This window comes from Synergistes jonesii (genome assembly GCF_000712295.1).
GTDB lineage: Bacteria > Synergistota > Synergistia > Synergistales > Synergistaceae > Synergistes > Synergistes jonesii.
In genome coordinates, this window is the sequence record NZ_JMKI01000037.1 from 79,507 (window position 1) to 103,683 (window position 24,177).

Genomic DNA, 24,177 nt, shown 5'->3' on the forward strand with positions numbered 1-24,177 from the left:
AGATAATGTACAAAATGTTCGAGAACAACGCGGTAACTAAACTTCTTAAGACGAAATATCCGATCATCCAGGGGGGCATGGCGTGGGTCGCCGACGCGGACTTAGCCGCGGCCGTGAGCAACGGCGGCGGGCTCGGCGTAATCGCGGCCGCGAATATGCCTCCGGAGCTTCTGGAGCGTCAGATAGAAAAAATAAAGACTCTCACCGACAAGCCCTTCGGAGTGAATATAATGCTCATGTCCTCCACCGCGCGGGAGGCGGCGGAGATAGCGGCGAAGCACCGCGTCCCCGTCGTCACCACTGGGGCCGGGCAGCCGGGCAAGGTCATCGAGAAGCTCAAGCCCCTCGGCACGACGATAATACCCGTCGTCGCCTCCGTCGCCCTCGCGCGCCGCGTCGAAGCGCAGGGGGCCGACGCGGTGGTGGCCGAGGGCATGGAGGCCGGCGGGCACATCGGCGAGATCACGACGATGAATCTCGTGCCGCAGGTCGCCGACGCGGTGAAGATACCAGTGATAGCCGCCGGCGGCATAGCCGACGGACGCGGGATGGCGGCCGCTTTCGCGCTGGGAGCGAGCGGCGTACAGATCGGCACACGCTTCGTCTGCGCCTCCGAGTGCAACGCGCACGAAAATTACAAGAAAAAAATAATCGCGGCGAACGACCGCGCGACGGCCGTCACGGGCCAGTCGCTCGGGCATCCGGTGCGCGCTCTGAAAAATAAATTCATCAAGCAGTTCGAAGAGCTTGAGAAAAACGGCGCCTCACCGGAGGAGATAGAAGCGTTCGGCGCCGGCAAGCTCCGCCTCGCTGTCGTCGACGGGGATTCCGAGATGGGCTCCTTCATGGCGGGACAGTCGGCGGGGCTCGTCAAGGCGGTGGAGCCGGCGGCCGAAATAATAGGAGGGATCGTCTCCCAGATGGAAAAAATAATCACTGAAGCCCGGAGGTATACGGAATGAAATACGCAATGATATTTCCCGGCCAGGGTGCGCAGCATCCGGGAATGGGGCGGGACTTTTACGAACGCTGGGACGTCTCGAAAAAGGTATTCGAGGAGGCGGACGAAGCGCTCGGCTTCTCGCTGAGCGGCGTGATCTTCGGCGGAACGCCGGAGGAGCTCGCGCGAACCGAGATAACTCAGCCGGCGATCCTCACGGTGAGCGTCGCGGCTTACCGCGCCTTCGCGCAGGAGCTCGGCCGCGAACCGGAGCCGCTCTGCATGGGAGGGCACAGCCTCGGCGAATATACGGCGCTCGTCGCGGCGGGAGCCCTTTCGCTCGCCGACGGCGTGCGGCTCGTCCATAAGCGCGGGCGGCTGATGCAGAGCGCGGTCCCGATCGGCGTCGGCGCGATGGCGGCGATAATCGGCCTCGAGCTTCCGGAGGTCGAGGCGGTGTGCAAAGAGGCCTCCCAGGGCGAGGTCTGCCAGGCCGCCAACATCAACTCGCCGAAGCAGATAGTCATCTCCGGGCACGCGGGAGCGGTCTCGCGCGCCGAAGAGATCATAGGGCAGAGATTTGCCGCGAGGGTCGTCCCTCTGCTCGTAAGCGCCCCCTTCCACTGCGAATTGATGCGCGGCGTGGCGGACGAATTGCAGGAAGAATTCGCAAAGGTCGAGTGGCGCGCGCCGAAGTTCCCGATAATAGCGAACTTCAGCGCAAAAGCGGTACGCACGGCCTCCGAGGCCCGAGCCGCGCTCTTCAGCCAGACCTTTTCGCCCGTCATGTGGTCGCAGTCGGTGCTTGAGATGGAGCGCTCGGGTGTCGAGGATTACTTCGAGCTCGGCCCAGGCAGCGTCCTCTCGGGGCTCATAAGAAAAATATGCCGTGGCAGGCATCCCTATCCCGTATCGAACGCCGACGAGCTCGCCGCGGCGTTGGAATATCTGAGGGGCGCGGAAGATGGAAGATAAGGTCGCGCTCGTGACGGGGGCGGGGCGCGGGATAGGGCGCGCGATAGCCCTCGAGCTCGCGTCGAAGGACTGCGCCGTCGCGCTGAACTACGCGCACTCGGCGGAAGCAGCAAACGAAGCAGCGGCGGAGATAATAAAAAGCGGCGGGCGTGCCGCGGCGTTTAAGGCGGACGTCTCGAACGCCGCAGAGGTAAAGGAGATGTTCTCGGCCGCGGCCGCCAGCCTCGGCTCCGTTAACATACTCGTCTGCAACGCCGGAATAACGAAGGACGCCCTTCTGATGCGCATGAAGGAGGAGGAGTGGGACGGCGTGCTCGCGACCAATCTCAAGTCGCTCTTCATCTGCGCGAAGGAGGCCGTGCGCCCGATGCTGAAGGGGCGCTGGGGAAGAATCATCGCGATATCCTCGGTGAACGCGCTGCGCGGCAGCGCCGGGCAGTGCAACTACGCGGCGGCGAAGGCCGGGATGCTCGGCTTTGTAAAGAGCCTCGCGCGCGAGGTGGCCGCCAAGGGAATCACCGTGAACGCGATAGCGCCGGGCTTCATCGACACTGATATGACCGCCTCCCTCTCCCCGGAGCTGCGTGCAAAATTCATCGAGGCGATACCGGCGGCGCGCATCGGAACGCCGCAGGACGTCGCTAAGGCCGCGGCCTTTCTCGCCTCGGAGGACGCGTCTTATATACAGGGGCAGGTCATAGCGGTTGACGGCGGCATAACTATGTAGTAAAAGTATAAAGATGGTAAAGTCTGCGGGCTTTAAGCATAAACGAAAAACCGAAAAAGCAAACTCGTAAAGGAGAGAAACAGCAATGAAAATGGAAGAAGTTCAGAAAAAACTCAAGGAGATCCTCGTAGACCGTCTCAACGCCGAAGAGGATCAGATCAAGCCCGAGGCCTCGTTCGTGGAAGACCTCGGAGCCGACTCCCTCGACATAGTCGAGCTCATCATGGGCATCGAAGAAGAGTTCGACATCGAGATCCCGGACGAAGACGCCGAAAAGCTCACGACGGTGGGCGAGGCTATGCAGTACGTGAAGACGAAGCTGGGAATCGAAGATTAAAAACCCTTCAGGTCTGCTCCGCCGCGTGCGGGGCGGACCTGATGTTTTAAGATGCGCCGGCCACCGCCTGCGACTTAGGGAATCGCGGACGCGGCGCACTCTTCTGTTTGACTACGGCTGCTGTTCATTATAACAAAAAACGTTTGTTTCAAAAGTGAAGCTTTTAAATATTTCTGCGGTATAAGCAGGCAAATCTATAAATCGAGGAGGCACGACAACCGGTGAACGCAAGGAGAGTAGTAATCACAGGCTGCGGGGCCGTTACGCCTATAGGGATTGGAAAAGAAGCATTCTGGAGCGCGCTTGAGCGCGGAAAGAACGGCGTCGGGCTGATAGAATCCTTCGACACGTCGAAGCATCCCGTAAAGATAGCCGCCGAAGTGAAAGATTTCAATCCGGAGGCGTGGTTCGACAAGAAGGAAGCGCGCCGCACCGACCGCGTGATACAGTTCGCGGCGGCGAGCACCGACCTGGCGATAGAGGATTCGGGGCTCGACCTTGAAAATTTTGACAAAAACATGCTCGGCGTCTACATAGGCACGGGCGAGGGCGGCATACATACGCTCGAAGACAACCTGCACATCCTGAGCGAAAAGGGGCCGAGCCGCGTCAGCCCCTTCCTCGTCCCGATGATGATAGTCAACATGCCGGCCGCCTACGTGGCTATACGCATCGGCGCGAAGGGGCCGAACATGGCGGTCGTCACCGCCTGCGCGAGCTCGATAAACAGCATGGGCGAGGCCTGCTGCTGCATATCGCGCGGCGACGCCGACGTCATACTCGCGGGCGGTTCGGAAGCGGCGGTCTCCCCTCTCGCCTCCGCCGGCTTCGCGGCGCTCAAGGCGCTTTCGACGAGAAATGACGATCCCGAGCACGCTTCACGCCCCTTCGACGCGGAGCGCGACGGCTTCGTGATCGGCGAGGGCGCGGCGATCTTCGTATTCGAAGAATATTCGCACGCCAAAGCGCGCGGAGCCCACATATACGCCGAGGTGACGGGCTACGGCCTCTCCTGCGACGCGCACCACGTCACCGCACCCGACGCGGACGGGGACGGGGCCTACCGCGCGATGGAGATGGCCGTAAGAAAGGCCGGCTGGCACGCCGACGAAATAGACCTCATCAACGCGCACGGCACCTCCACGCCGCTCAACGACAAGATGGAGACGGCGGCGATAAAACGCCTGCTGGGCGAAGAGCTGTCGAAAAAAACTCTCGTGCATTCTACGAAGTCGATGATAGGGCACGTGCTCGGAGCGGCCGGAGCCGTCGAGACCGCGGCGACGCTGCTCGCGCTGGAGCGCGGCATAGTCCACCCGACGATAAATTACCGGACCCCGGACCCGGAGTGCATGCTCAACATAGTCGCCAACAAACCGCTACGCGCGAACGTCCGCCGCGCGCTGATCAACAACTTCGGCTTCGGCGGGCACAACGGCGTGCTCGCGATAGAGGCCTGCCGCGACTGAGATGAAAACCGGCGCTGAGCGCGAGGAGCTCCTTCTGTCGCTGCAGCGGAAGCTCGGCTATCGCTTCTCCAGCCGCGCGCTGCTCGAAGAGGCGCTGACCCACTCGTCGTACGCCAACGAGAATTCCGTTCCCTTCAATGAACGCCTCGAATTCCTGGGAGACGCGGTGCTCGAACTCGCCGCGTCGGAAAAGCTTTTCTCGGCTTACCCGGGCTGCGACGAAGGGCGGCTCACTTCGCTGCGCGCGCGCATCGTCTGCAAGGAGAGCCTCAGCGCGTGGGCGGCGGAGGTCGGGCTGAAAAATCTCATCCGGCTCGGCAACAATTTCAAAAAAAGCGAAGCGAACGATTCCATCGCGGCGGACTGCGCGGAAGCGCTCTTCGGCGCGGTCTTCGCCGACGGGGGCTACTCGCGGGCCTCCGCGGTCGTCGAGAAATTCCTCGCTACGAAGCCGGAGACAAGCGACCCTACGATAACGAAAAACCCCAAGTCGGAGCTTCAGGAATACACGCAGGCGCACGCGATGGGCGTGCCCCGCTACGAAACGGTCGGACACGCCGGCCCGGAGCACGCGCCGAGCTTCAAGGTGCGCCTGACGATACAGGACAGGCTCTTCGCCGAAGAGTGGGGACGTTCGACTAAGGAGGCGGAGTTCGCCGCGGCCGCCGAGGCGCTCGGAAAGCTGCGCGGCCGCCGAGGCGCGCCGAAGGAGTGAGGGCGCACGGGAAGAGACGCGGCTTCGCCCTTGTAACGGCGGCGCTCTTTTCCGGCGTGATGATATTCGCGTCGACCCTCGCTCTGCGCGAGGCGAGGAGCCTCTTCGACGAAAAGCTCGAAGAGGCTCGGCGCCTGCGCGCAGAAAACGCCGCAGCGCAAGCCGCGGCGCTGGTGGGGAGTTGGCTGAGGGGCGAGCTCGGCGCAAATGCTGGTGAACTTTTTTCGCCTTCCGCGCCTCCCAAACAGGAACCACTCATCACCCTTCCCCAAAATTTCTTCTCGGAGCTGGAAAAAATCTATCCCGACTACGATTTCAGCTGCGTCACCGCGGACCTCTACTACGCGCCGTCATTTTCCGCTTCGGCGGCGGCGCTGGGGCTGCCGTTCGTGCCGCCGCGCCGGCGCGAAGACGGGAGCGTAGTCAGATACTTCCTGCAGAAGACCTCGGCGTCTGGCAAAGAAGAGGAGCGCTCCCTCTTTTCGATAACCAGGATATTCGGCTGCTCGATGAACGCAGAGGGCGAGATCGTCTGCGTGACGGAGAACGAAACGTACTGATTTCCTGTGCCGGGGTGGGGCGCCGGGCTTTTGCGCCTGCGTTTTGACATGACCGGCGTAATAAGCTATAATCTGCTCCGTCGGTGATACGACGGAACGGTGCGCGGAGAGGTGTCTGAGCGGTCGAAGGAGCTCGCCTGGAAAGTGAGTGAGGGGGTCAAACTCCTCCATGGGTTCAAATCCCATCCTCTCCGCCATTTTTTTGGCGTCAGCTTGTTCAGGGAGTTTTGGCTTCCTGAACGTTATTTTGCCGGCATGCCCTTTACGGGCTGCCCAGTCCCATGCGGCGCAAGCCCGTGAACCTCGTCAGGTCCGGAAGGAAGCAGCGATAAGCGGAATCTTGCGGGTGCCATGGGGCCGCTGGGCCGCCCGTAAAGGGCATTTTTGCGGGCACGCTTTGGGCGCAATGATTTTTTGCGGTGAAAAAATAAAAGTGAAGAGGTGAAAGGATGGGCGACAGGCCGGAGGGTTTCCTTCCGATGAAAACGGCGCTGAACTGCGGCGATAAAGCGATACTGTCGCCCGTCTACCTCTTCGGCGCGAATGTCATGCTGCGCGGGATTTTCTTCGGCTTGAAACTCACGCCGGTGACGGTCGCGGTCGACGCGGCAAGCGGCAGGGCTTCCCTGCTCGAAAAGGCGCCGGAGATTCTGCCGCTGCTTGAGCTTCCCCCTGAATGCAGAAGGCTCGAAGCCAAGCTGAGCAGGGCGGTCGCTGAGGCCTTAGCGGAGGAGGCCGCGGTGCCCGACAACGCGCGCGGCTGGCGGCGCGGCATCACGTCGGCGAAGATACTTTTCCGCCCCGGCGACTGCGGCTTCGTCTGGCGCGTATATATACTCCGCGGGAACTCCCTGATCGACGGCTTCAGCGGCGAGGCTGCCGACGCGTCAGGCGTCGTCGACCTTCTCCTTGGGCAGCGTCAGAACGAAGCAGGCACCGCCGAGTTCTGATTTCTCCACTGTAAGCGTTCCACCGTGCCTTTCCGCGACGCGGCGTGCTATCGACAGGCCTAGGCCGTAGCCGCCGCATTTTTTGTCTTTCCTCGCGCGGTGGCTGTCTCCACGCCTGAAGCGTTCGAAGATTACTTCTTTTTCGTTGTCCGCGATTCCCGGGCCGTTGTCGTCGACTGTTATGCGCCACTTGTCGCCCGCATCCCCTATACGCACCCTTATTTCAGCCTTTTCGGCCGCTGCGGCCTGGCTGTATTTCAAAGCGTTCTCCATCAGATTGGAGAGGGCGCGGCGCAAGTCTTGGCGCACGCCCTTAGCGAACGCGCCCTCCTTCGGCGCATCTATCGTTACTTCCGTCTCCTTCTGCCGCGGCAGTTCGAGAAGCTCATCCCTCACCTCCGAGAACAGCGCGGAGAGTTCGACCTCATCAATGCCGACGCGCAGCGGCTCGGCTTCGAGCCGCGAAAGCAGCAGCAGGTCGTCGACCAGCGAGCTTATCCGCTCCTGCTGGCTTATCACGCTCTTTATCGTCGCGGCGTCCTCGGCGTTTTCCGCCTTTTCCATCAGAGGCGACGACGCGAGCAGTTCAAGTCCGGCACGGATTATCGCCAGCGGAGTCTGGAATTCGTGTCCCGCGTCCACGAGGAATTCGCGGCGGGCCTCTTCAAGACGCGCGCTCTCCGTCATATCTTGGAGCATCACCAGCCTTCCGCGCGGAAGTGACAGCGTCGTCGCCTCCACGCTCAGCGGATACCCCTCTTTCAATATCGAAAGGCGCCTGCTTGCGTCCGGCCCGCCGAACATGTCGCAGACATCGGGCTGTTGCAGCACGGCTTCGGCCTGGTCGCCCTCTTTCGGTGTCTCTTTTACCCCACAGATGCGCTCAGCCTCGCCGTTTATATAGCGGATCTTTTTCTCCGCGTCGATCAGTATCACGCCTATGGGCAGGGCCCCGACGAGCTGGGAGAGCTCTTCCTTCCGCTGGCGCGTCTCTTCGCCCTTCTCCTTAAGGCTTTCCCGCATAGAGTTCAGCGAACGCGCGAGCGCGCTCAGCTCCTCGCAGTCGTTGACGGGGAATTTTACGTCCTCGCCGATCGCTATCATTTTAGCGGAGCGAGAGAGCCTGTCTAAAGGCTCCATGATCACGCGCAGCAACCAGCAGGTTGCGCCCCACACCAGCAGCAACGCCAGCAGGAAATATTTCGCAAAGGGACGGACGACCTTCCTTACGAGCCCCGATAGCTTGTCGAAGGGATAGGAGAGGCGAACGACGCAGGCGCCGCCCGCTCCGGGCATAAGCATCCTCTTCGCAGCGTATATCTGCCACGCCTTCTGGGTCACGCTGTAGCGCGTCTCAGACGCCTCGCCCTCCGTAAAGGCCGCTATTATCTCGCCGCGCATGTAGTGGTTCTCCATCTTCGCGGCGTCGGCCTTAGTATCGAGCAGCACGCGCCCGCCGGCGTCCACAGCAGTTAGGCGCCCGTCGGGATAAAGCTCCGTCCACCGTTCGGCCGCTTCGCGCAGTGCAGCTTCGCCGCCCTTCTCGACCTCTTTGGCGATAAGGTTTATATTGCGCGACAACATGGCGTTCGTCTCCGCGACGCGGTCGGAGCGCTCCGTGCCGTAAACGATGCACCACGCAGCCAGAGCCGTCGCGCAGACCGCGGCGCTCATCAGTATCGCTATTTTCTTCCTCAGCGACAGCGTCCGCCTCATCGCTCCCCCTCCTCCCAGACGAGGCGGCTGCCGCGTCCGCGCAGCGTCTGCACTGAGAGCTTCGGAGTTTTCCCGTCGTCGAGCTTTTTACGCAGGCGTGAAAGATGCACGTCGACGGTGCGCGTGTCGCAGCTGGAGACGCCCCAGATTCTGCGGAGCAGCTCTTCGCGGGAGACGATATGCCCGATGCGTCCGGCGAGCAGCTCGAGTATCGAATATTCCGTGGGGCTCAAGTCGAGCGCGGCGCCGCGAAAGCGTACTTCCTTTTCCTCTGTATCTATTTTCAATTCCCCGTCCTCTATCGTCCGCGCGCTTTCGCCCTTTCCGCTGGCGCGGCGCAGCAGCGCGCGCACGCGGGCGATCAGTTCTTCCAGCGGGAAGGGTTTTCTCATGTAGTCGTCGGCACCGAGGTCCAACCCCTGAACGGCGTCCTCCGGCGACGAGCGCGCCGTAAGCATCAGTATCGGGATGTCCTTAAGCCCGGCGTCCCCCTTGGCGCGGCGGCAGACCTCCCAGCCGTCCATCATCGGCAGCATCAGGTCGAGTATAACAAGATCTGGGCGCTCGTCGCAGATCATGGAGAGCGCCGCGTCGCCGTCGTAGGCGGAAAGGGTCTTATAGCCGCGCTGCCGAAGCGCGCGGCAGACGAACTCGACAAGGCTCTCCTCGTCGTCGACGACGAGTATCCTCTCATCCATCTACGCTTCCCTCTTTTCTGCGGTACGCGCCGGCCTTCACGGTACGCCCGCTGTACATGTAATAGACGCGCTCAGCGACGTTGGTCGCGTGGTCGCCGGCCCGTTCGAGCGTCCGCGAGATGCCCATAATGCTGAAGGAGCGCTCAATCCTCTCCGGCTTCTCCATTATCATAAGAAGAAGCTCGCGCGTTATCTGCCTGTCGAGGTCGTCGACTTCGTCGTCCATCGGGAAGACGCGCAAAGCCGCTTCCGGATCCCTCGCGTCCATCGCCCTCATCGAAATCCCCAACATCTCTTTTATTACCCACACCATCCGCGGGATGTCTATCAGCGGCTTCAGCAGCGGGACGTCCGGGGCCGACAGGAAGGCCTTAGCTATATTTTCACCGTAATCCCCTATCCTTTCAAGGTCTACGGCGATATGCATCATACTGACGACGGCGCGCAGATCCTCCCCGAGGGGCTGGTAGCGCGCCGCGAACTCCAGGCAGCGGGCGTCTATCTTTTCTTCGAGCGCGTCAGTGAGGTCGCCGTCGCTGATAACTTTTTTCGCGGCGTCGGCGTCGCGCTTCTTCAGAGCGTAGACCGCACGTTCCAGAGACTCCGACGCCAGCGCGCTCATGCGGTAGACATCCGCCTTTATCTCCGAAAGCTCTTTATCTATTCTTTTTCTTGCGTTTACAGCGTCCATTTCCCATCCTCCGCTTAGCCGAATCTGCCGGCGATGTAATCTTCGGTGCGCCCGTCGCACGGCGAGGTGAACATTTTCGTGGTCCCGCCGTATTCCACGAGCTCGCCTAGCAGGAAGAAAGCCGTGCAGTCGGATATGCGCGCGGCCTGCTGCATGTTGTGCGTCACGATGACGACCGTGTAATCCCTTTTCAGCTCGCGAATGAGCTCCTCTATGCGCGCGGTCGACATGGGATCGAGCGCCGACGTCGGCTCATCCATCAAAAGCACTTCAGGCTGGGTAGCGATGGCACGCGCTATACAGAGGCGTTGCTGCTGTCCGCCGGAAAGCCCCGTCCCGGGGCTCCTAAGCTTGTCGCACACCTCATCCCAAAGCGCCGCGCCGCGCAGGCTCTTTTCGACGATCCCGTCGAGTCGTTCCCTATCCTTCACCCCATTCAGCCGCGGCCCGTACGCGACGTTGTCGTAGACGGACATCGGAAATGGGTTCGGCTTCTGAAAAACCATGCCCACCCTTCGCCGCAGCGCTATCACGTCGAATTCGCGCGACAATATATTTTCGCCGTCTATCTCAATTATACCGCTGATCTTTACCGATGGTATAAAGTCGTTCATCCTGTTCAGGCAGCGCAGATAGGTGCTCTTGCCGCAGCCCGACGGGCCGATGAACGCGGTGACGTTTTTCTCCGCCATGTCGAAGCTGATATCTTTGAGCGCAGGCCTGTCGCCGTAGCTGAGGTTGAGCCCACGCGTCGATATCTTGACCGGGGCTACGGCGGCTTCGCATGTTTTTTCCGAGAATTCTTCCATCTGCTATCTGCCGCTCCTTTCCAAGAGCTTCGCCCGCGCGGCCGCGGCCACTGCGCAGCTGCCGAGGACGAGAGCCATGAGCACGACTATCGCGCCGTACTCTATCGGCTCCGCCGCCTCGCGGTTCGTCGCCGAGGTAGCGAGCACGTAAATGTGATAGGGAAGCGCCATCACCTGAGAGAAGAGTCCCTTAGCGGCTTCCGGTGCGAAGAAGGCGGCGCCGGTGAACATTATCGGCGCGGTTTCCCCGGCAGCGCGGCCGACCGCGAGTATCGCGCCGGTGATGATCGTAGGCGCCGCGCTCGGCAGCACTATCTTGAAAATAGTCTGGCACTTCGTCGCGCCAAGGGCGTACGACGCGTCGCGGTAATCCTGCGGCACCGCGAGGAAGGCCTGCTCCGACGCGGTGACTATCAAGGGCAGCGAAAGGCACGCAAGGGTCAACGACGCCGACAGCAGACAAGAGCCGAAGCCCATGAATACGACGAAGAGCGAGAGGCCAAAGAGGCCGAAGATCACAGAGGGCACCCCGGCAAGCGAGCGTATCGCGACCCTCATCAGAGAGAGCGCGCGCGAATCCCCGGCGTACTCGGCGAAGTAAAGCCCTGTCGTCACGCCTATCGGCAGCGCGATGCCAGTCGAAAGAAGCACGAGCTGCACCGTCCCGACTAAGGGCGTGAAAACTCCGCCGGACATCATCCCGTCGCGCGGCGGCTCGCTGAGGAATTCCCACGACAGCGCGCCGGCCCCCTTTTTTATAATGAAGAAGGCGACTGCCGCGGTGGCCGCCGCCAGGGCGAACGCGACGCAGAAAAGAAAGATATTCGCCGCGCGGTCACCGCATCTGCGCATAAAAGTCCTATTCATTTCACCATTCCTTTTCTCTCCAGACGCATCGACACGATATTCAGCGCGAGGGTCATCAGCAGAAGAAGGAGCCCCGCGAAGAAGAGCGCATGGTAGTGCGCGCTTCCGAACGGCGTCTCGCCCATCTCCGCCGCGATCGTCGAAGTGAGAGGCCGCACTGGGTCGGTCAGAAGCGAGGGCAGCACCGCCGCGCCGCCCGCCGCCATAAGCACCACCATCGTCTCGCCCAGCGCGCGCATCACGCCCAGCAGCACCGCCGCGCTTATCCCGCGCGCCGCGGCAGGGAAAACGACCTTCAGAACCGTCTCCGTCCTCGTGGCGCCGAGCGCATAGGAAGCGTCGCGCAGATCCCGTGGCACCGACGCGAGCGCTTCGTCGGTCAGCGACGCGACCTGCGGGATCATCAAAAATCCGAGCATCAGTGAAGCGTTCAGCAGATTCAGCCCGCTCGCGGCGCCGAGCGACTCCTGCATCCACGGGGCCACCACGGTCATCCCGATGAAGCCCAACACTATCGACGGCAGGAAGCTCAGCAGCTCGAGCATAAGCTTGAAGAAATCCCTCGCCCGGCGCGGCGCAGCCTCCGAAGTAAAAACTCCGAGCGCGAGCGCGGCGGGGACGGCGAGCAGGCATGAGAGCAGCGTAACGGAAAGGGTCCCGGCTATAAGGGCCGCCATGCCAAAGGCAGGCGGCTCCTCCGTGGGGTACCATTCGGTCGAAAAAAGTATCTGTTCAAGAGGCGCCTCGCGCAGCACCGGCAGGCCGTTCGCGGCTAAGAAGATGAGGATGAACGCCATTATCAGTATACCGGCCGAGGCTGCGGCGAAGACCACGCGCCTCATCACCCTGTCGCTTCCGCCGCCGAAGGGGCTTGGCGCCCCTTCGGCCTGCACGGCGCCCGTCTTAGTAGGCGTCAGGATGGGGCACCTACTTTCCGAGCTCACGCAGTGAAACAAATCCTGAAGCATTTACTATCCGTTGCCCCTCGTCGCTTTGCATGAAGAGCAGAAAGTCCAGTACGTCGTCCTGCGGCCAGCCGTTCGTGAACATGTAAAGGAAGCGCGAGAGCGGGTATTTCCCGCTGCGGGCGCCAGCAGACGTCGCCGCAGCGCCGTCGACCGCCAGCCCCTTGACGCTCTTGTTGACGTAGCCCATGCCCTCGTAGCCTATCGCGTTTTTATTCTCGCTGACGGAGGCCAGCATAGCGCCGCTTGAAGAGGCGATCTGCGCCTTCGGCGTCACGCGCGTTTTGTCCCCCCGGTCCATCACCATTTCTTGCCACGTGCCGTATGTGCCGGAGCTCGTGTCGCGGCCGACCACGACGATCGGCGCGTCCTTTCCCCCGACTTCCTTCCAGTTCGTTATGCCGCCGGAGTAAATATTTTTGAGCTGCGCAAGCGTCAGCCCCTTCACCGGGTTGTCCTTATGTACTATCGGCACTATGCAGTCGAGCGCGACCGCGAAGGGCACCGGATAAACTTTTTTCGCTAGACAGTTTTGAACCTCCGAGTCTTTGATGAAACGCGAGGCGTTCGCTATCTGCGCGCTGCCTTCGGCGAGGGATTTAAAGCCGTTACCCGTGCCTGTGCCGGAGACGGAGAACTTTGCTCCAGAGTGCTGCTTCATATACCGCTCGACCGCCGCCTGCCCGAATGGGAGCACCGTCGTCGAGCCGTCCATCACTACCTGTCCCGCCGACGCAATCGAGGCCACAGATATCGCCGCGGCCGCCATCGCGGCCATTGCCATTTTCTTCATTTCCATTTCTATTCCTCCTAATTTCATCTTGCTTAGGAGTATAGACGTTTATCGTTACGGCTGTGTTCAGCGGACGTAACGGTAACGTAACAGCGCGGCGGCTCGAAAAAGGAGCAGCCCGGCGAGCTTGCCGGACTGCTCCTCTTAGGGGCGTAAGCGCCGCTCCATTTTCGGGCGGTGCGCCCCCAGATTTTAGCGTGAATCAGAGGTAACTCGCCGCCTTTAAGACTTCTTTGACCTTTTCTTCGTTCCTCTTGGCGAACTTGATGACGGGGCCGGTGCAGCCCATCGAAGATTCGGCGTAGACGTCGGCCTTCCAGAGCGCCTTGACGGCGTTTTCTATCTCGAGGACGTCGATGCCGTGAATCTCTTCGTCCGTCGGCTCTGAAGGCGGGGCCTTCACATCTTCTTCGGCCGCGGCCTGCTTAGGCTGCATCGCCTCAATCAGCTCGTCGAGCCCCGCCGCCCTGGCCGCTTGGAGCTCCTTCGCCACTATCGCGGGGAGTCCGCTCTTCGCGGCGCGGGCGTTCAGCGAAAGGGCGCCCGCGACGACTGGGGCGCCGGAGGCGCGCGAGATGATGGATATGACCCTGTTCCACCCCTCGCCGGCCGACGGGCCGTAGCCCCAGCCCATCGCCTCGTAGTCGCCGCCCGTAGTCCACGCGCCGAAGAGCTTCATCAACACGTTGCCGGTAAGCGTGTCCGCGACGCAGACGTCACCGGCCCCTGCCAGGAGGTCATTGCCGCGGAATATCGCGCCGCCGCCCTTTCTGATGCTGTCGGCGAAGCTGATCTCATAGCCGCTTTCCTTCAGCTTCTGCAGCGCTCGCAGCACCGTCTGCGCTCCGTCGAGGTTCAGCACTCCGACCTTCGGATCGGTGACCCCGGCCGATTTCGCAACGGCGATCCCGTAGATCGCGTTGCGAAGCATGGCCTCGGTCCTGAGCGGGGACGCCGTGCCCGTGGAGGAGGCCACGAAGCAAGGCTTGCCCCTGCCCGGCGTGAAGATTTTCCCTATAGTCGTAACGCCGACGGGGAAGGGGTAGTGGAGGGCTACCGCCCCCTCTATCACGCCGTCGCTCAACGCTTTTTCCATCGCGGCCGATACCGCGTGTTCGTCGGGCTCCGTCTCTATCCAGTTCAGATCTTCGAAGCCGGCGAGCCGCGGGCCGATACAGAATACCTTGACCGTCGGATCGTCCTGCATCGCAAGTCGCGCGCCGCGGCAGAGCTCTTCCGCTCCCAGCTCGCTGCCGTAAGCCATGAGGCCGACCTTCGTCTTTCTGCCGCCGCCCTCTTTGGCTTCCTCTATTATCTCGCCGAGTATCTCGCCTATCAGCGCTTTTACAGTTTTATTGTCCGCCATTGCCGCTTCACCTGCTTTTGAGGCCGGCCGCGAGTTCTCCGAGGCTCTCGAGTATCATCGCGCGGATCTCTTCCCTGCCGACGGCTGCCTCTTCCTTTTTGGGCTGCGGCTTCTCGATGAGGAAGGAGGCGCCGTCCGCCAAGTTCGTCAGGCGCCCGAGAAAGAGGCTCCCCTTGCCTATTATCATCGCGCGCGTCATTTTGCCGGCGTTTATCGCGTCGGCCGCGTGTCCGATGAAGGGGACTCCCGAAGGGATGTGCCCCTGTGTGTGCACGAAGCCCGTCATGCCGTGCTCCTTTGTGAAATTGACCATATCGGCCTTCTCTATGGCTTTCTTCATAACGGCGAGAGCCGCTATCATCTTGAAGTTCGCCGTCGGCACATCGCCTGCTCCGGCCGGAAGCGTGATCTCCGGGTTGTGGAGCTCCGGAGAGAATTTATCCACGTCTGCAAAGGTGAGTCCGACCTTTTTTAAAGGGTCGTAGGTGAGCACAGTCGTCACCGTCTGCGGCGACGCGCCGGCGCCCACGGTGTGCTTGCCGATCGCGTCAAGGCGAATCACCGGTAACGCGCCGTCCTCCGGCACGACGAGGACGCCGAAGGAGCCGATGCAGTTCTCAAGCGCCGGAAGTTCCTTTTTGACGTGGTCGCGCGCGTTCATATAAAGCTTGGGGATGGCGCCGCCCGCCACGACCGCGACGTTTTTGTGCGCGCCGGCCGCGACCATCGAGGCGGCCGCGATTATCGCGTTGACGGGGCCGGCGCAGAAGCCGCGCACGTCGCAGCCCGACGCGTTGGCGCAGCCGGCGATCTCCGCGATGGCTTTGGCGAAGTTGCCGCCGCCGCGCTGGTTCATGTCGCCCGCCGCCTCTTCCGAGCACTCGACCACGAAGTCGACGTCCTCGGGCTTCATGCCGGCGTTTTTGATAAGGTGCAGCAGCGAGAGCACCGCGCTGGCCTTGTTCGCGATGTTGACGAGCAGCTCGTAGGCCGTGAGGTTGGGGTCGACCTCGTGGCCGCGCCTCGCGCAGCCTATGACCCTGTCGTCGACGTAAAGCGGAAGTGCCGCCGCCGTTTTGATCTCGTCTTCTATGTCGGCCGCCTCGTGCCCCGCTTCAAGGCGTGCTATGATGTCGTCGCGCATCAGCGGATGCTTCGCAAGCTTTTCCCTAATCGACGCGGCGAAGCCCTTTTCCAGCCAGATGAGGTCGAAGACGTCGCATATATCCATGAAGGCGATCGTCTCGTCCTCCGGCATGATCTCGCCGTATCTGCCGTAGCGCCGCTCCTGCGGCTCAAGGTTTTTGTACCAGGGCTTTTCGCGCTTTTCAAAGTCTTCGATCTCCATCGCGCCGATGTACGTCTGGTTCGGAGCGTAGCTGGCCGCCTCATGGTAGTTCTGCTGGAATTTCGGGAGATCCCTCAGGAATTCAGAATCGGGATGCGTCAACCTTTCGACGTAGGGCGTGTTGCCGTACCAGAGGGCGAGCTCCGGTGTATGGTTCAATGAATAGGCTGCCGCTTTGACCGCTGCGTTTGGCATTTCAAATTCCTCCTGTAAATTTTGTAGTCGCCTGTATTTTCGAGCCCTTTCGGGCTTTGTTTTCCTTTTGACATTTTTCCAGATTGTTTTAAGATTATAATTTTAGCAAAGCCTTAGGTCTTTGTGCAAGCGAATAAGAGTGAATGTTTTTTATCTTTATGCACTGTGCCGCAATATAAAAAAGGGCGGTTTTGCCGCCCTTTTTCCGTTTAAAATACAGTCTGTTCGCTGATCGGCGTCTGAAGGGCCTTTATCGCCTTTTCGAGTATCGCGCGCCTTATCTTTTTTTCCTCCTCCGGCGTCTTGGCCGGGTCTCCCAGAGGATAGGGTATCGCGACAGCCGGGACGATGCGGTTCGCACCCACGGTCTGCGAGATCGGGACTATCGTGCAGATATGCACGACGGGGATTCCGTAAGATTCGATAGCCTTTACCATCGTTGCGCCGCAACGAGTGCAGGTTCCTCAGGTGGAGGTGAGTATCACGGCGTCGACTCCGTCTTCCTTCAGCTTCGCGCCGATTGCCGTGCCGAATTTCTTCGCGTTGGCGATCGAGGTGCCGTTGCCGACAGTCGTCGAGAAGCTCCCGTAGAGCTTCTTGAATACGCCCTCTTTTTCCATTTCGCGCATCACGTCTACCGGCAGGACGCGGTTCGGGTCCGCATTCGCGTAGGTCGGGTCGTAGCCGCCGTGCGCCGTAGCGTAATGCTCGGGATCGGCGCTCATTACGCCTTCTATGCCGTAGGTGCCGAATTTCATCGCGCTCGACGCCTCGATGTGGTCGGGGTTGCCCTTCGGCACTATGCCGCCCGACGTCACGAGCGCGATCGTCGCGTTCTTCATATCCTGGACGGGAGCGCCCGGCGCCACGCGGTCGAAGCTCGGCATCGGATACTCCGTTTCAAACGCCTCGCCCTTCAATTTTTTCACGAGCATTTCCACGGCGCGCTCGGCTCCGCAGCTCTCGCGGAAGAAGTTCACGCGGACGCCGCGCGGCATGTAGCCGCCCTCCTCCGGCGAGCCGGGGTCGCCCTTCGTCTCGATCAGCCTGAGGACGAGCTTCGCCATCGCCGGGACCGCCGTTTTGATGCCGCGGGCGTTGTCCGCGGTCGGGACGATGAAGACGGCTTTCCTGAACATATCGGCGCCGGGGTTTTCCTCGTACATGCCCGATACGGCGGGAATGCCGAGCTTCTTCTGCACGGCGTCGGCCACCCCGCCGGCCGCCGTGCCGTAGCGTCCGGCGTTGAACGCCGGGCCCGTGACGACAGCGTCGGGCTCGAAGGAGGCGATGAGTTTCAATATTTCGTCCGTCGCCCGCTCGATATTCTCCGCGTAATATGTGTCACCGCAGATGACCGTGCCGACTATCTCGGCCTTCTCTCCGAACTCCCTGCTGAAAGCCAGCCCCGGGCCTACGGCGCCTTTGCGCGCTTCGGGCTCGACGTCGGCCTTTTCTTCGCCGCCGATGCCTGCGAAGAACTGGTTTATGTAGTGTACGATTCTCTTCTTTGTCATGGTCTTCAGCCCTCCTACCAGGTCTTTGCGCTCAGCGTGCAGAAGCCGAGCTCGCACGTCGCGCCCGTGACAGCCTGCAGCTCGACTTCGATCGAGCCGTCCGCCTTCAGCGAGCCGTCGAAGCCGCCGGCGATGACGTCGGTGTAATCGGGAAAGCCGATCAGCTTTTCCATCGGAGGCAGCACGACTATCATGTTCGCGTTGCCCGCCGTAACGACCGCGTCCGCTTCCTTCGCGGCGTCCGCGAGCGACTGGCTCGCGCCGTCGCGCCCCGCGTATTCGTCCGTTATCAGCGCCGTTTTGATGCCGGCCTGCTCCGCCTTGCGGCAGTTCATGATAAGGTCGGCGTCTGGGTTGCCGAAGCCTTCCTCGCTGATGACCACGCCGTCGACGCCGAGCATCGACGCGAGCTTCACCGCGTAGGAGGAGCTCCTCTGCTTGTCGGCGAGCGTGACGTTTTCATTCGTGATTATCACGCCGACGAAGTTGATGTCCTTGCCGTGGCGCGCATACAGGCTGCGGATGACGGGATTGTTCTGATGCACGTAGCTGCTGTTTTTGTCGCAGGCCGAGACGCAGTTGCCTGAAACGATGGCGCCGTCCATCGTCTCGTTGGGATGGATCAGCGAGGGGATGATTCTCTTTGCGTCGACGCCGTAGACGTAGGTGTCGTGAAGCAGCCCCTGCGTCTGAAGCATGTAAATGTACGCGACCTTCGGAAGCTCCGGATAGGCCTTCATCGCTTCGGCGAACGGCGGCAGCTCGAAGCTCTGCGTCTCCACTGCGGGCGCGCCCGCCTCCCAGACGGCCTTCGCCACGTACAGCGCGGCCCGGAAGCCGGCCATGCGGCAGGCCTTTTCATACTCGTGCGCTTCGAGCCCTTCGACAGGTTCGAATACCAGCACGGCGTTCATCGTCTTTGAGAAGGGAGTGTACTTGGCGCCCTCTCCTCCCATGTCGACTATGCCCTCCTGGAAGCCGACGATGCGTCCGCATGTCACTACCGCGGCTCCGTCGAGCACGAAGGTCTTTCCGCTGCCGACGGTCTCGACCCCGCTCACCATTCCGGGAAATACCTGCCCCGGCCCTTCCGTTTTGTAGCGCGGTTCGATGACGTCCTTCACGGGGCAGATGCGGACGCTCTCGCCCGGACGGGCGAGCTCCGCGCCGAGCGTTTTGAAATGAGCGCCGTCCGCCGCCGCGGCAAGGAACTCCTCCCTGCATATCTGAAGCGTGCCGTCCGCGAGCAGCGCCGTTTTTGCGCCCCACGCTATGTCTTTGACTTTTGCCTTCTGCAGTTCAAGTTTCATGATGATCCTCCTTTATCGATTATTGAGAACTTGCGCTTTTGTCCCCGCTCTCCGCCGCGCCGGGACGATTCCCAGGGGGCGAGAGGACCGAATACTGATGAAAGGTCTCTTCCAGCAGAACGAAATCGAGATAGCGGAAATCGCTGTCGATCTGTTCCGGAAGCTCGCCGGGCCTTACCAGCTTCGGGGAGCTCTTGAATACGCAGATCGCGTTCTCGATGAGGCTGAGGGATTCCACGTCGAGGGAGGCGCCTTCCGCCGCGTCGTTCCTCAGGATCAGGGAGCGGTACGGCTGCTGGTTCGGCTTGAAATTTCCGTAAAGCGGATTTGCCAGCAGCTTCCAGCCGAGATGAATCAGGTCCCGTCCCTCGTAAAGCACGTCGAGCGCGCTGCCGTCAAGGTACTCGAGCGAGCGCACACAGCCGTTCAGATTCGGATTGTTTGAAACGCACAGATAAGAAAATAGGGACGAACTCATTGGACATCGCCTTCTTTCGGCTAATATCCTCTGTTTTCGTCCCCATCGTTTATGACGTGTCCAGAGCACTGTCGAGCGCCAATCCTTATGCCTGAGAGTTTCAACCGCGCGGTCTTGCCCCTTCGGCGCCCGCGCCTTTGCGCGGGTCTCTCTTGCCGCCGTCATCCAGTGCCCTTAGTATACCAAAGGTGATTTTTATGTCAATCGAATTTAATCAGCCTGCGAATAAAAATTTCCTAGATCACAACATTTTTATAATACAGCATAAAAAAAGCGCCCCTTTTATAAAAAAGGGGTGCTTTTTTTATCTTAAAGCACAAACAAGCTTTGATTTACCATTTAAGCCCGTTGACGAATATGAGCGCCACGCTGATCGGCACCACTATGCGGCAGACCCAAAGCCACGCCGTGTAGAGGGGAAAATCGCGCGTCCCGTTGTTCGTGACTTCTTCCTTCGCGCCCTTCGTCCAGAGCCAGCCGACAAAGAAAGATGTCAGGATGCCGCAGACGGGCATGACGGCGTTGTTCGTGATGAAGTCCATAGCGTCGAGGAAGTCCTTGCCGCAGATCTGCGGGAAGTGCCCGCCGACCGAAAGGGCGGAGGGGATTCCAAGAATCGTCACCGCAAGCCCCATTATGAGCGACGACTTGAGGCGCGGCCAGCCGATTTCGTCGATAGCGAAGGTGACGACGACTTCAAAGAGCGAGAAAGCCGAGGTGATGGCGGCTATGAAGAGAAGCGCGAAGAAGGCGAAGGAGAAGAACGCGCCCATCGGCATCTTTGAGAATACTATCGGCAGAGTCACGAAGGTAAGCCCCGGGCCCGCGCCGGCGTCGACGCCGAAGGCGAATACCGCCGGGAAGATGATGAGCCCGGCCATGACGGCGACCGCGGTGTCAAGGAGCACTATCGTGCCCGTGACCTTCGGCATGTACTCCTCCTTGCCGAGATAGCTTCCGTAGGTGATTATTATGCCCATCGCCAGGGAGAGCGAATAGAAGCCCTGGCCGACCGCTGAGAGGACGCCCTCCCCGGAAAGCTTGGACAAGTCCGGCAGCAGGTAGAACTCAAGCCCTTCCAGCGCGCCGGGGAGAGTCACCGCGCGCACGATAAGCAGGATGAGTATCAAAAAGAGCGCGGGCATGAGGACCTTGCAGCTCTTTTCGATGCCGGCGCTGATTCCACGGCAGACGACGGCGACGACCATCGCCATGACAGCTGCATGATAAGCTATCGCCTGCACGGGATCGGATACGAACGCGCCGAAGGCGTCAGCCGCCTTGCCGGCCGCCGCGGCGTCCATCAGCCCGCCGAACGATTTGAACATGTACGCGAGCGTCCACCCGGCTATGACGGCATAATACGAAAGAATGACAAAGCCGCAGAAAAAGCCCATCCAGCCCACTATCGGCCACGCGCCTCCGCCGAGCTTCCTGAAGGCGCCTACCGAGTCAAGCTTCGCCCTGCGCCCCAGCGCGAATTCCGCAAGCATGAGCGAGGAACCTATTACCGTTACGATAATAAGGTAAACAAGGACGAAGGCCCCCCCGCCGTACTTGCCCGTGATATACGGGAAGCGCCAAATGTTTCCCAGACCGACGGCGGAGCCGGCGGCCGCCATTATAAAGCCGAATTTGCTGCCCCACTGTTCTCTGTTTCCGTTGTTGCCTGCCACAAAGTCCACTCCTCTCAGATTTTGCCTACATTTGAACTTGAAATATAAGCCGTTTCATTTCAGCGCCGCCTTTATAACACAAAAGGCTCGGCCGAACAAATGTCAGATAAATTTATTTTATATCTTTATTTTATGGTTTAGCGATAACTTATACCTGTTCCCAACGAAACGTGTTTTGTTTTTTATTGCTAAAAACGCTTTTATCCGTTCCAAAAGCGACAATAAACCGCGCGCATGATTCAAATGCGCGCGGTTTATTAATGATTTTTTATAACGCTTCTGTTTACACGCTTGATGTTCAGCGAACGGCCCGTTTCCGAATCTATTTCCACCACCGCTCCCTGAAATCTCACGTCTTCTTCGCAGACCTCGAATTTGCACGGAGTGCCCAGCAGGAACTTAGGCAGCACGGAATCGGCCGTCATCCCTATGACGCCGGCGTGGCCGCCGGTCATTCCCGCGTCGGACAAAAAGGCCGTGCCCCCCCTAAGTATTTCTTCGTCCGCAGTCTGCACGTGGGTATGGGTCCCTATCACCGCCGACGCCCTGCCGTCGAGATAGAGGGCGAGCGCGCGCTTTTCTGATGTAGCTTCGGCGTGTATGTCGACAAAGACCGCCGGCACGGGACACTCTGAGATTATTTTATCCGCAGTCCTGAAGGGGCAGTCGAGCGGAGGCATGAAGGTACGCCCCTGAAGACAGAGGACCGCCAGCTTCTCTCCGTTTTTCTCATAAACGGCATGTCCGCGGCCGCACGTTCCTGCGGGATGATTGGCGGGGCGCAGCAACCGTTTCTCGGAATCGAGCAGAGGGACGAAATCTTTTTTGTCCCAAACGTGGTTGCCGTTCGTCAGGATATCGATTCCCGCACCGAAAAGCTCGTTCATGACCTTTTCGGTCAGGCCGAAGCCCCCGGCGCTGTTTTCGCCGTTCGCTATAACAAAATCGAAGCCGCCATATTCGTCGCGCAGCTTCGGTATCTCCGACGCCGCTGCGGCGCGTCCCGGCCTCCCCATGATGTCGCCTATAAAAAGCACGCGCATCTTACGGCTCAAGCGCCTATTTGGCGTACTCGACCGCACGGGTCTCTTTTATAAGCGTGACCTTTATCTGCCCGGGGTAGCGCAGCTCTTCTTCTATCTTACGCGCGATATCGTAGGCAAGCTTCTGCATCTCGCCTTCGTCCGCGACTTCCGGCGCGACCGCCACGCGCACTTCGCGCCCCGCCTGTATCGCGTACGCCTTGCTCACGCCGGAGAAGGCCTTCGCGACCTCTTCGAGCTTTTCGAGGCGTTTCACGTAGGCGTCGAGGCTCTCGCGGCGGGCTCCCGGACGCGACGCGCTGACCGCGTCGGCCGCGGCCACCAGCAGCGCGTAGATCGTCTGAGGCTCTTCGTCTTCGTGATGCGACGCGATAGCGTTCACTATGTCGGGCGCTTCGCCGTAGCGCTTGGCGAAGTCCGCGCCGATCTTCGCGTGCGGGCCCTCTATCTGGTGATCCACGGCCTTGCCTATATCGTGCAGCAGGCCGGCTCTTCTCGCCTTGAGTTCGTCGAGCCCGAGCTCGGCGGCCATGACGCCGGCGAGATGCGCGACTTCAAGGCTGTGCGTAAGGGCGTTCTGCCCATAGCTCGTGCGGTAACGAAGCTGTCCGATGAGCTTCGACAGCTCTCCGTGCATGTTTTTTATGCCGGTTTCGAGCAGCGCCTCCTCGGCGGTTTCAATAATTTGCACTTGTACATCCTTCTCGGCGCGTTCTATTATCTCTTCTATGCGAGCAGGATGGATTCTCCCGTCGACGACGAGCCTCTCAAGAGAAAGGCGCGCGACCTCGCGGCGTACAGGGTCAAAGCTGCTGAGGGTCACCGCCTCGGGCGTGTCGTCTACTATAAGGTCCACTCCGGTGAGCGTTTCAAAGGCTCTGATGTTGCGCCCTTCGCGGCCGATAATGCGCCCCTTCATTTCCTCCGACGGCAGCGTCACCACGCTGACGACCGCGTCGGACGCGTAATCGACGCTACAGCGCTGGATGGCGGTAGCGAGTATGTCCTGCGCCTTGCGGTCGGCGTCGCGCTTAGCGCGCTCCTCGAGCTCCTTCAAGCGAAGCCCTATCAAATGATTGGCCTCCGCCTCCACCTCCGAGAGGAGCTGCGTGCGCGCTTCGTCGCGCGTGAGCTGGGCGATCTGTTCAAGTTTCTCGATGAGTTCCTGTTCCTGCGTGGAAAGTCTGTCAAGCTTTTCCTGAACCTGTTCGTTGCGGTTTTTCAAATCTTCTTCCTTGCGGCTTATGTTCTCGATCTTTCTGTCGAGGTTTTCCTCCTTCTGCTCCAGTCTGCGCTCGGAACGCTGCAGCTCTGCACGGCGGTCCTTCGTGTCGCGGTCGAGCTCCTGCCTCAGGCGTATCACTTCTTCCTTTCCCTCGGCGAGGATATCGCGCTTCGCGTTCTCGGCTTTTTTCGTCGCATCCCGGATGATCCGCTCGGATTCTGAAAGAGCGCCGCGTATTTTTTTCTCTTCGCTCTTCTTGTGATATGTGTAGCCTCCAAAGGACCCCGCTGCGAGCCCGGAGATCACACACAGCACTGCCACTGTGAATTCCATAATTTTCCTTTCACCTCATTATTCATTTGTCATGGTTCGCAAAGTGTCAGACGTAAAATCGAATTTAATGGTCAAGCAATGAATTTTATGCCAACATGCCTTATTTTACAAAAAAAACGGCGATTTCACAAGGGGTATAATTAAATCGGAGACGCGCGGAAGTTCAGCCGAAGTTCCGCTGTCCTCCGCCGCCAACGTCGCTCGGCCCGCCGGTGATCTCGGCCTTCTCGCGCGGCACGACGAATCTACGGCTGATATTCTCCAGCAGCGTTTCGCCGCCGGCCTCGTACCATCTCGCGAGAGCGGCGCCCTCGCCTCCGTAAACAAGCTCTTCAAAATCTTCCGGCCACGCCGTGCGCTTCTCTTCGTTCAGGACGTCGAGCCTTACAAAGCCGCTTGAGATTTCTATCGCGGCGCTCTCCGAGCCGCCGCTTTTTATCCTCACGATTCTCATTTCGTCTTCTCCTCCGTAGC

24 protein-coding genes, 1 tRNA gene, 1 other RNA gene and 1 riboswitch are annotated in these 24,177 nt (G+C 60.4%); of the genes, 10 read left to right on the plus strand and 16 right to left on the minus strand.

From position 1 onward, the window contains the following. The first annotated feature begins 14 nt into the window (after positions 1–14). The 10 genes from fabK to EH55_RS09435 all read left to right on the plus strand — a co-directional run bounded on the left by fabK (position 15) and on the right by EH55_RS09435 (position 6,673). Positions 15–962: an enoyl-[acyl-carrier-protein] reductase FabK gene (gene fabK / locus EH55_RS09395; protein WP_037977110.1), complete on the plus strand. Its 948-nt coding sequence runs from the start codon at positions 15–17 to the stop codon at positions 960–962. Further along, positions 959–1,915: an ACP S-malonyltransferase gene (fabD, locus tag EH55_RS09400; RefSeq protein WP_037977112.1), complete on the plus strand. Its 957-nt coding sequence runs from the start codon at positions 959–961 to the stop codon at positions 1,913–1,915. The genes fabK and fabD overlap by 4 nt, the downstream gene beginning before the upstream one ends. Beyond that, on the plus strand, positions 1,905–2,642 hold the full coding sequence (gene fabG / locus EH55_RS09405) for a 3-oxoacyl-[acyl-carrier-protein] reductase (protein ID WP_037977114.1): 738 nt from the start codon (positions 1,905–1,907) through the stop codon (positions 2,640–2,642). Before fabD ends, fabG begins: the two co-directional genes overlap by 11 nt. 85 nt (positions 2,643–2,727) lie before the next feature. Next, positions 2,728–2,979 carry an acyl carrier protein gene (acpP, locus tag EH55_RS09410; protein WP_037977116.1) on the plus strand — a complete coding sequence of 84 codons (252 nt, stop codon included), beginning with the start codon at positions 2,728–2,730 and terminating at the stop codon, positions 2,977–2,979. A 221-nt stretch (positions 2,980–3,200) separates the two neighbouring features. Then, positions 3,201–4,448, plus strand: a complete 1,248-nt coding sequence (gene fabF, locus EH55_RS09415) for a beta-ketoacyl-ACP synthase II (RefSeq protein ID WP_037977118.1) — start codon at positions 3,201–3,203, stop codon at positions 4,446–4,448. A gap of 1 nt (position 4,449) precedes the next feature. Then, positions 4,450–5,163 carry a ribonuclease III gene (rnc, locus tag EH55_RS09420; protein WP_037977119.1) on the plus strand — a complete coding sequence of 238 codons (714 nt, stop codon included), beginning with the start codon at positions 4,450–4,452 and terminating at the stop codon, positions 5,161–5,163. Beyond that, complete coding sequence (locus EH55_RS09425; protein ID WP_037977121.1) at positions 5,160–5,723, plus strand: hypothetical protein; 564 nt, start codon at positions 5,160–5,162, stop codon at positions 5,721–5,723. The genes rnc and EH55_RS09425 overlap by 4 nt, the downstream gene beginning before the upstream one ends. A gap of 105 nt (positions 5,724–5,828) precedes the next feature. Then, positions 5,829–5,920 (plus strand) — tRNA-Ser (locus EH55_RS09430). A gap of 73 nt (positions 5,921–5,993) precedes the next feature. Continuing rightward, positions 5,994–6,093: signal recognition particle sRNA small type (gene ffs, locus EH55_RS13925), an RNA gene on the plus strand. Positions 6,094–6,172: 79 nt separating this feature from the next. After that, the gene (locus EH55_RS09435) at positions 6,173–6,673 is read left to right on the plus strand and encodes a hypothetical protein (protein ID WP_037977122.1); all 501 of its coding nucleotides are present in this window, start codon (positions 6,173–6,175) and stop codon (positions 6,671–6,673) included. Here the strand turns inward: EH55_RS09435 and EH55_RS09440 are convergent. The 16 genes from EH55_RS09440 to EH55_RS09520 form a co-directional block, all read right to left on the minus strand. After that, positions 6,611–8,389, minus strand: a complete 1,779-nt coding sequence (locus EH55_RS09440) for a HAMP domain-containing histidine kinase (RefSeq protein ID WP_037977125.1) — start codon at positions 8,387–8,389, stop codon at positions 6,611–6,613. The genes EH55_RS09435 and EH55_RS09440 overlap by 63 nt on opposite strands. Then, positions 8,386–9,087: a response regulator transcription factor gene (locus EH55_RS09445; RefSeq protein WP_037977127.1), complete on the minus strand. Its 702-nt coding sequence runs from the start codon at positions 9,085–9,087 to the stop codon at positions 8,386–8,388. Before EH55_RS09445 ends, EH55_RS09440 begins: the two co-directional genes overlap by 4 nt. Beyond that, positions 9,080–9,778, minus strand: coding sequence for a phosphate signaling complex protein PhoU (gene phoU, locus EH55_RS09450; protein ID WP_037977128.1), 699 nt, complete (start codon positions 9,776–9,778; stop codon positions 9,080–9,082). Before phoU ends, EH55_RS09445 begins: the two co-directional genes overlap by 8 nt. A 14-nt stretch (positions 9,779–9,792) precedes the next feature. Further along, positions 9,793–10,587, minus strand: a complete 795-nt coding sequence (gene pstB / locus EH55_RS09455) for a phosphate ABC transporter ATP-binding protein PstB (protein ID WP_051682803.1) — start codon at positions 10,585–10,587, stop codon at positions 9,793–9,795. 3 nt (positions 10,588–10,590) lie between these two features. Further along, entirely contained in the window at positions 10,591–11,454 is an 864-nt protein-coding gene (gene pstA / locus EH55_RS09460) for a phosphate ABC transporter permease PstA (protein ID WP_051682804.1), read from the minus strand. Then, positions 11,451–12,296 carry a phosphate ABC transporter permease subunit PstC gene (gene pstC / locus EH55_RS09465; protein WP_037977390.1) on the minus strand — a complete coding sequence of 282 codons (846 nt, stop codon included), beginning with the start codon at positions 12,294–12,296 and terminating at the stop codon, positions 11,451–11,453. The genes pstA and pstC overlap by 4 nt, the downstream gene beginning before the upstream one ends. Positions 12,297–12,381: 85 nt before the next feature. Then, positions 12,382–13,218, minus strand: coding sequence for a phosphate ABC transporter substrate-binding protein (locus EH55_RS09470; protein WP_328286371.1), 837 nt, complete (start codon positions 13,216–13,218; stop codon positions 12,382–12,384). A 196-nt stretch (positions 13,219–13,414) separates the two neighbouring features. Beyond that, the gene (gene grdD, locus EH55_RS09475; protein WP_037977131.1) at positions 13,415–14,578 is read right to left on the minus strand and encodes a glycine/sarcosine/betaine reductase complex component C subunit alpha; all 1,164 of its coding nucleotides are present in this window, start codon (positions 14,576–14,578) and stop codon (positions 13,415–13,417) included. Positions 14,579–14,585: 7 nt separating this feature from the next. Next, complete coding sequence (gene grdC, locus EH55_RS09480) at positions 14,586–16,121, minus strand: glycine/sarcosine/betaine reductase complex component C subunit beta (RefSeq protein ID WP_037977133.1); 1,536 nt, start codon at positions 16,119–16,121, stop codon at positions 14,586–14,588. A gap of 209 nt (positions 16,122–16,330) precedes the next feature. Next, entirely contained in the window at positions 16,331–17,638 is a 1,308-nt protein-coding gene (gene grdB / locus EH55_RS09490; protein ID WP_081839527.1) for a glycine reductase complex selenoprotein B, read from the minus strand. A 14-nt stretch (positions 17,639–17,652) separates the two neighbouring features. Further along, entirely contained in the window at positions 17,653–18,948 is a 1,296-nt protein-coding gene (locus tag EH55_RS09495; RefSeq protein ID WP_037977140.1) for a glycine/sarcosine/betaine reductase component B subunit, read from the minus strand. Positions 18,949–18,967: 19 nt separating this feature from the next. Next, positions 18,968–19,426: a GrdX family protein gene (locus EH55_RS09500; RefSeq protein WP_051682805.1), complete on the minus strand. Its 459-nt coding sequence runs from the start codon at positions 19,424–19,426 to the stop codon at positions 18,968–18,970. 69 nt (positions 19,427–19,495) lie between these two features. After that, a riboswitch (glycine riboswitch) is annotated at positions 19,496–19,591 on the minus strand. Between the two features lie 167 nt (positions 19,592–19,758). After that, complete coding sequence (locus EH55_RS09505) at positions 19,759–21,102, minus strand: sodium-dependent transporter (protein WP_037977142.1); 1,344 nt, start codon at positions 21,100–21,102, stop codon at positions 19,759–19,761. A gap of 257 nt (positions 21,103–21,359) precedes the next feature. Further along, positions 21,360–22,145 carry a TIGR00282 family metallophosphoesterase gene (locus EH55_RS09510; RefSeq protein WP_037977144.1) on the minus strand — a complete coding sequence of 262 codons (786 nt, stop codon included), beginning with the start codon at positions 22,143–22,145 and terminating at the stop codon, positions 21,360–21,362. Between the two features lie 16 nt (positions 22,146–22,161). Then, positions 22,162–23,703 carry a ribonuclease Y gene (gene rny, locus EH55_RS09515; RefSeq protein WP_037977146.1) on the minus strand — a complete coding sequence of 514 codons (1,542 nt, stop codon included), beginning with the start codon at positions 23,701–23,703 and terminating at the stop codon, positions 22,162–22,164. Between the two features lie 163 nt (positions 23,704–23,866). After that, a complete protein-coding gene (locus EH55_RS09520) occupies positions 23,867–24,157 on the minus strand; it encodes a hypothetical protein (RefSeq protein ID WP_037977148.1) in 291 nt (96 codons plus the stop codon). Positions 24,158–24,177: the final 20 nt, after the last annotated feature.

Coding starts and splice junctions, on each gene's coding strand:
- fabK (WP_037977110.1), top strand. CDS start 15: ATGTTCGAGAACAACGCGGTAACTAAACTTCTTAAGACGAAATATCCG.
- fabD (WP_037977112.1), top strand. CDS start 959: ATGAAATACGCAATGATATTTCCCGGCCAGGGTGCGCAGCATCCGGGA.
- fabG (WP_037977114.1), top strand. CDS start 1,905: ATGGAAGATAAGGTCGCGCTCGTGACGGGGGCGGGGCGCGGGATAGGG.
- acpP (WP_037977116.1), top strand. CDS start 2,728: ATGAAAATGGAAGAAGTTCAGAAAAAACTCAAGGAGATCCTCGTAGAC.
- rnc (WP_037977119.1), top strand. CDS start 4,450: ATGAAAACCGGCGCTGAGCGCGAGGAGCTCCTTCTGTCGCTGCAGCGG.
- EH55_RS09435 (WP_037977122.1), top strand. CDS start 6,173: ATGGGCGACAGGCCGGAGGGTTTCCTTCCGATGAAAACGGCGCTGAAC.
- EH55_RS09440 (WP_037977125.1), bottom strand. CDS start 8,389: ATGAGGCGGACGCTGTCGCTGAGGAAGAAAATAGCGATACTGATGAGC.
- EH55_RS09445 (WP_037977127.1), bottom strand. CDS start 9,087: ATGGATGAGAGGATACTCGTCGTCGACGACGAGGAGAGCCTTGTCGAG.
- phoU (WP_037977128.1), bottom strand. CDS start 9,778: ATGGACGCTGTAAACGCAAGAAAAAGAATAGATAAAGAGCTTTCGGAG.
- pstB (WP_051682803.1), bottom strand. CDS start 10,587: ATGGAAGAATTCTCGGAAAAAACATGCGAAGCCGCCGTAGCCCCGGTC.
- pstA (WP_051682804.1), bottom strand. CDS start 11,454: ATGAATAGGACTTTTATGCGCAGATGCGGTGACCGCGCGGCGAATATC.
- pstC (WP_037977390.1), bottom strand. CDS start 12,296: ATGAGGCGCGTGGTCTTCGCCGCAGCCTCGGCCGGTATACTGATAATG.
- EH55_RS09470 (WP_328286371.1), bottom strand. CDS start 13,218: ATGGAAATGAAGAAAATGGCAATGGCCGCGATGGCGGCCGCGGCGATA.
- grdD (WP_037977131.1), bottom strand. CDS start 14,578: ATGGCGGACAATAAAACTGTAAAAGCGCTGATAGGCGAGATACTCGGC.
- grdC (WP_037977133.1), bottom strand. CDS start 16,121: ATGCCAAACGCAGCGGTCAAAGCGGCAGCCTATTCATTGAACCATACA.
- EH55_RS09495 (WP_037977140.1), bottom strand. CDS start 18,948: ATGAAACTTGAACTGCAGAAGGCAAAAGTCAAAGACATAGCGTGGGGC.
- EH55_RS09500 (WP_051682805.1), bottom strand. CDS start 19,426: ATGAGTTCGTCCCTATTTTCTTATCTGTGCGTTTCAAACAATCCGAAT.
- EH55_RS09510 (WP_037977144.1), bottom strand. CDS start 22,145: ATGCGCGTGCTTTTTATAGGCGACATCATGGGGAGGCCGGGACGCGCC.
- rny (WP_037977146.1), bottom strand. CDS start 23,703: ATGGAATTCACAGTGGCAGTGCTGTGTGTGATCTCCGGGCTCGCAGCG.
- EH55_RS09520 (WP_037977148.1), bottom strand. CDS start 24,157: ATGAGAATCGTGAGGATAAAAAGCGGCGGCTCGGAGAGCGCCGCGATA.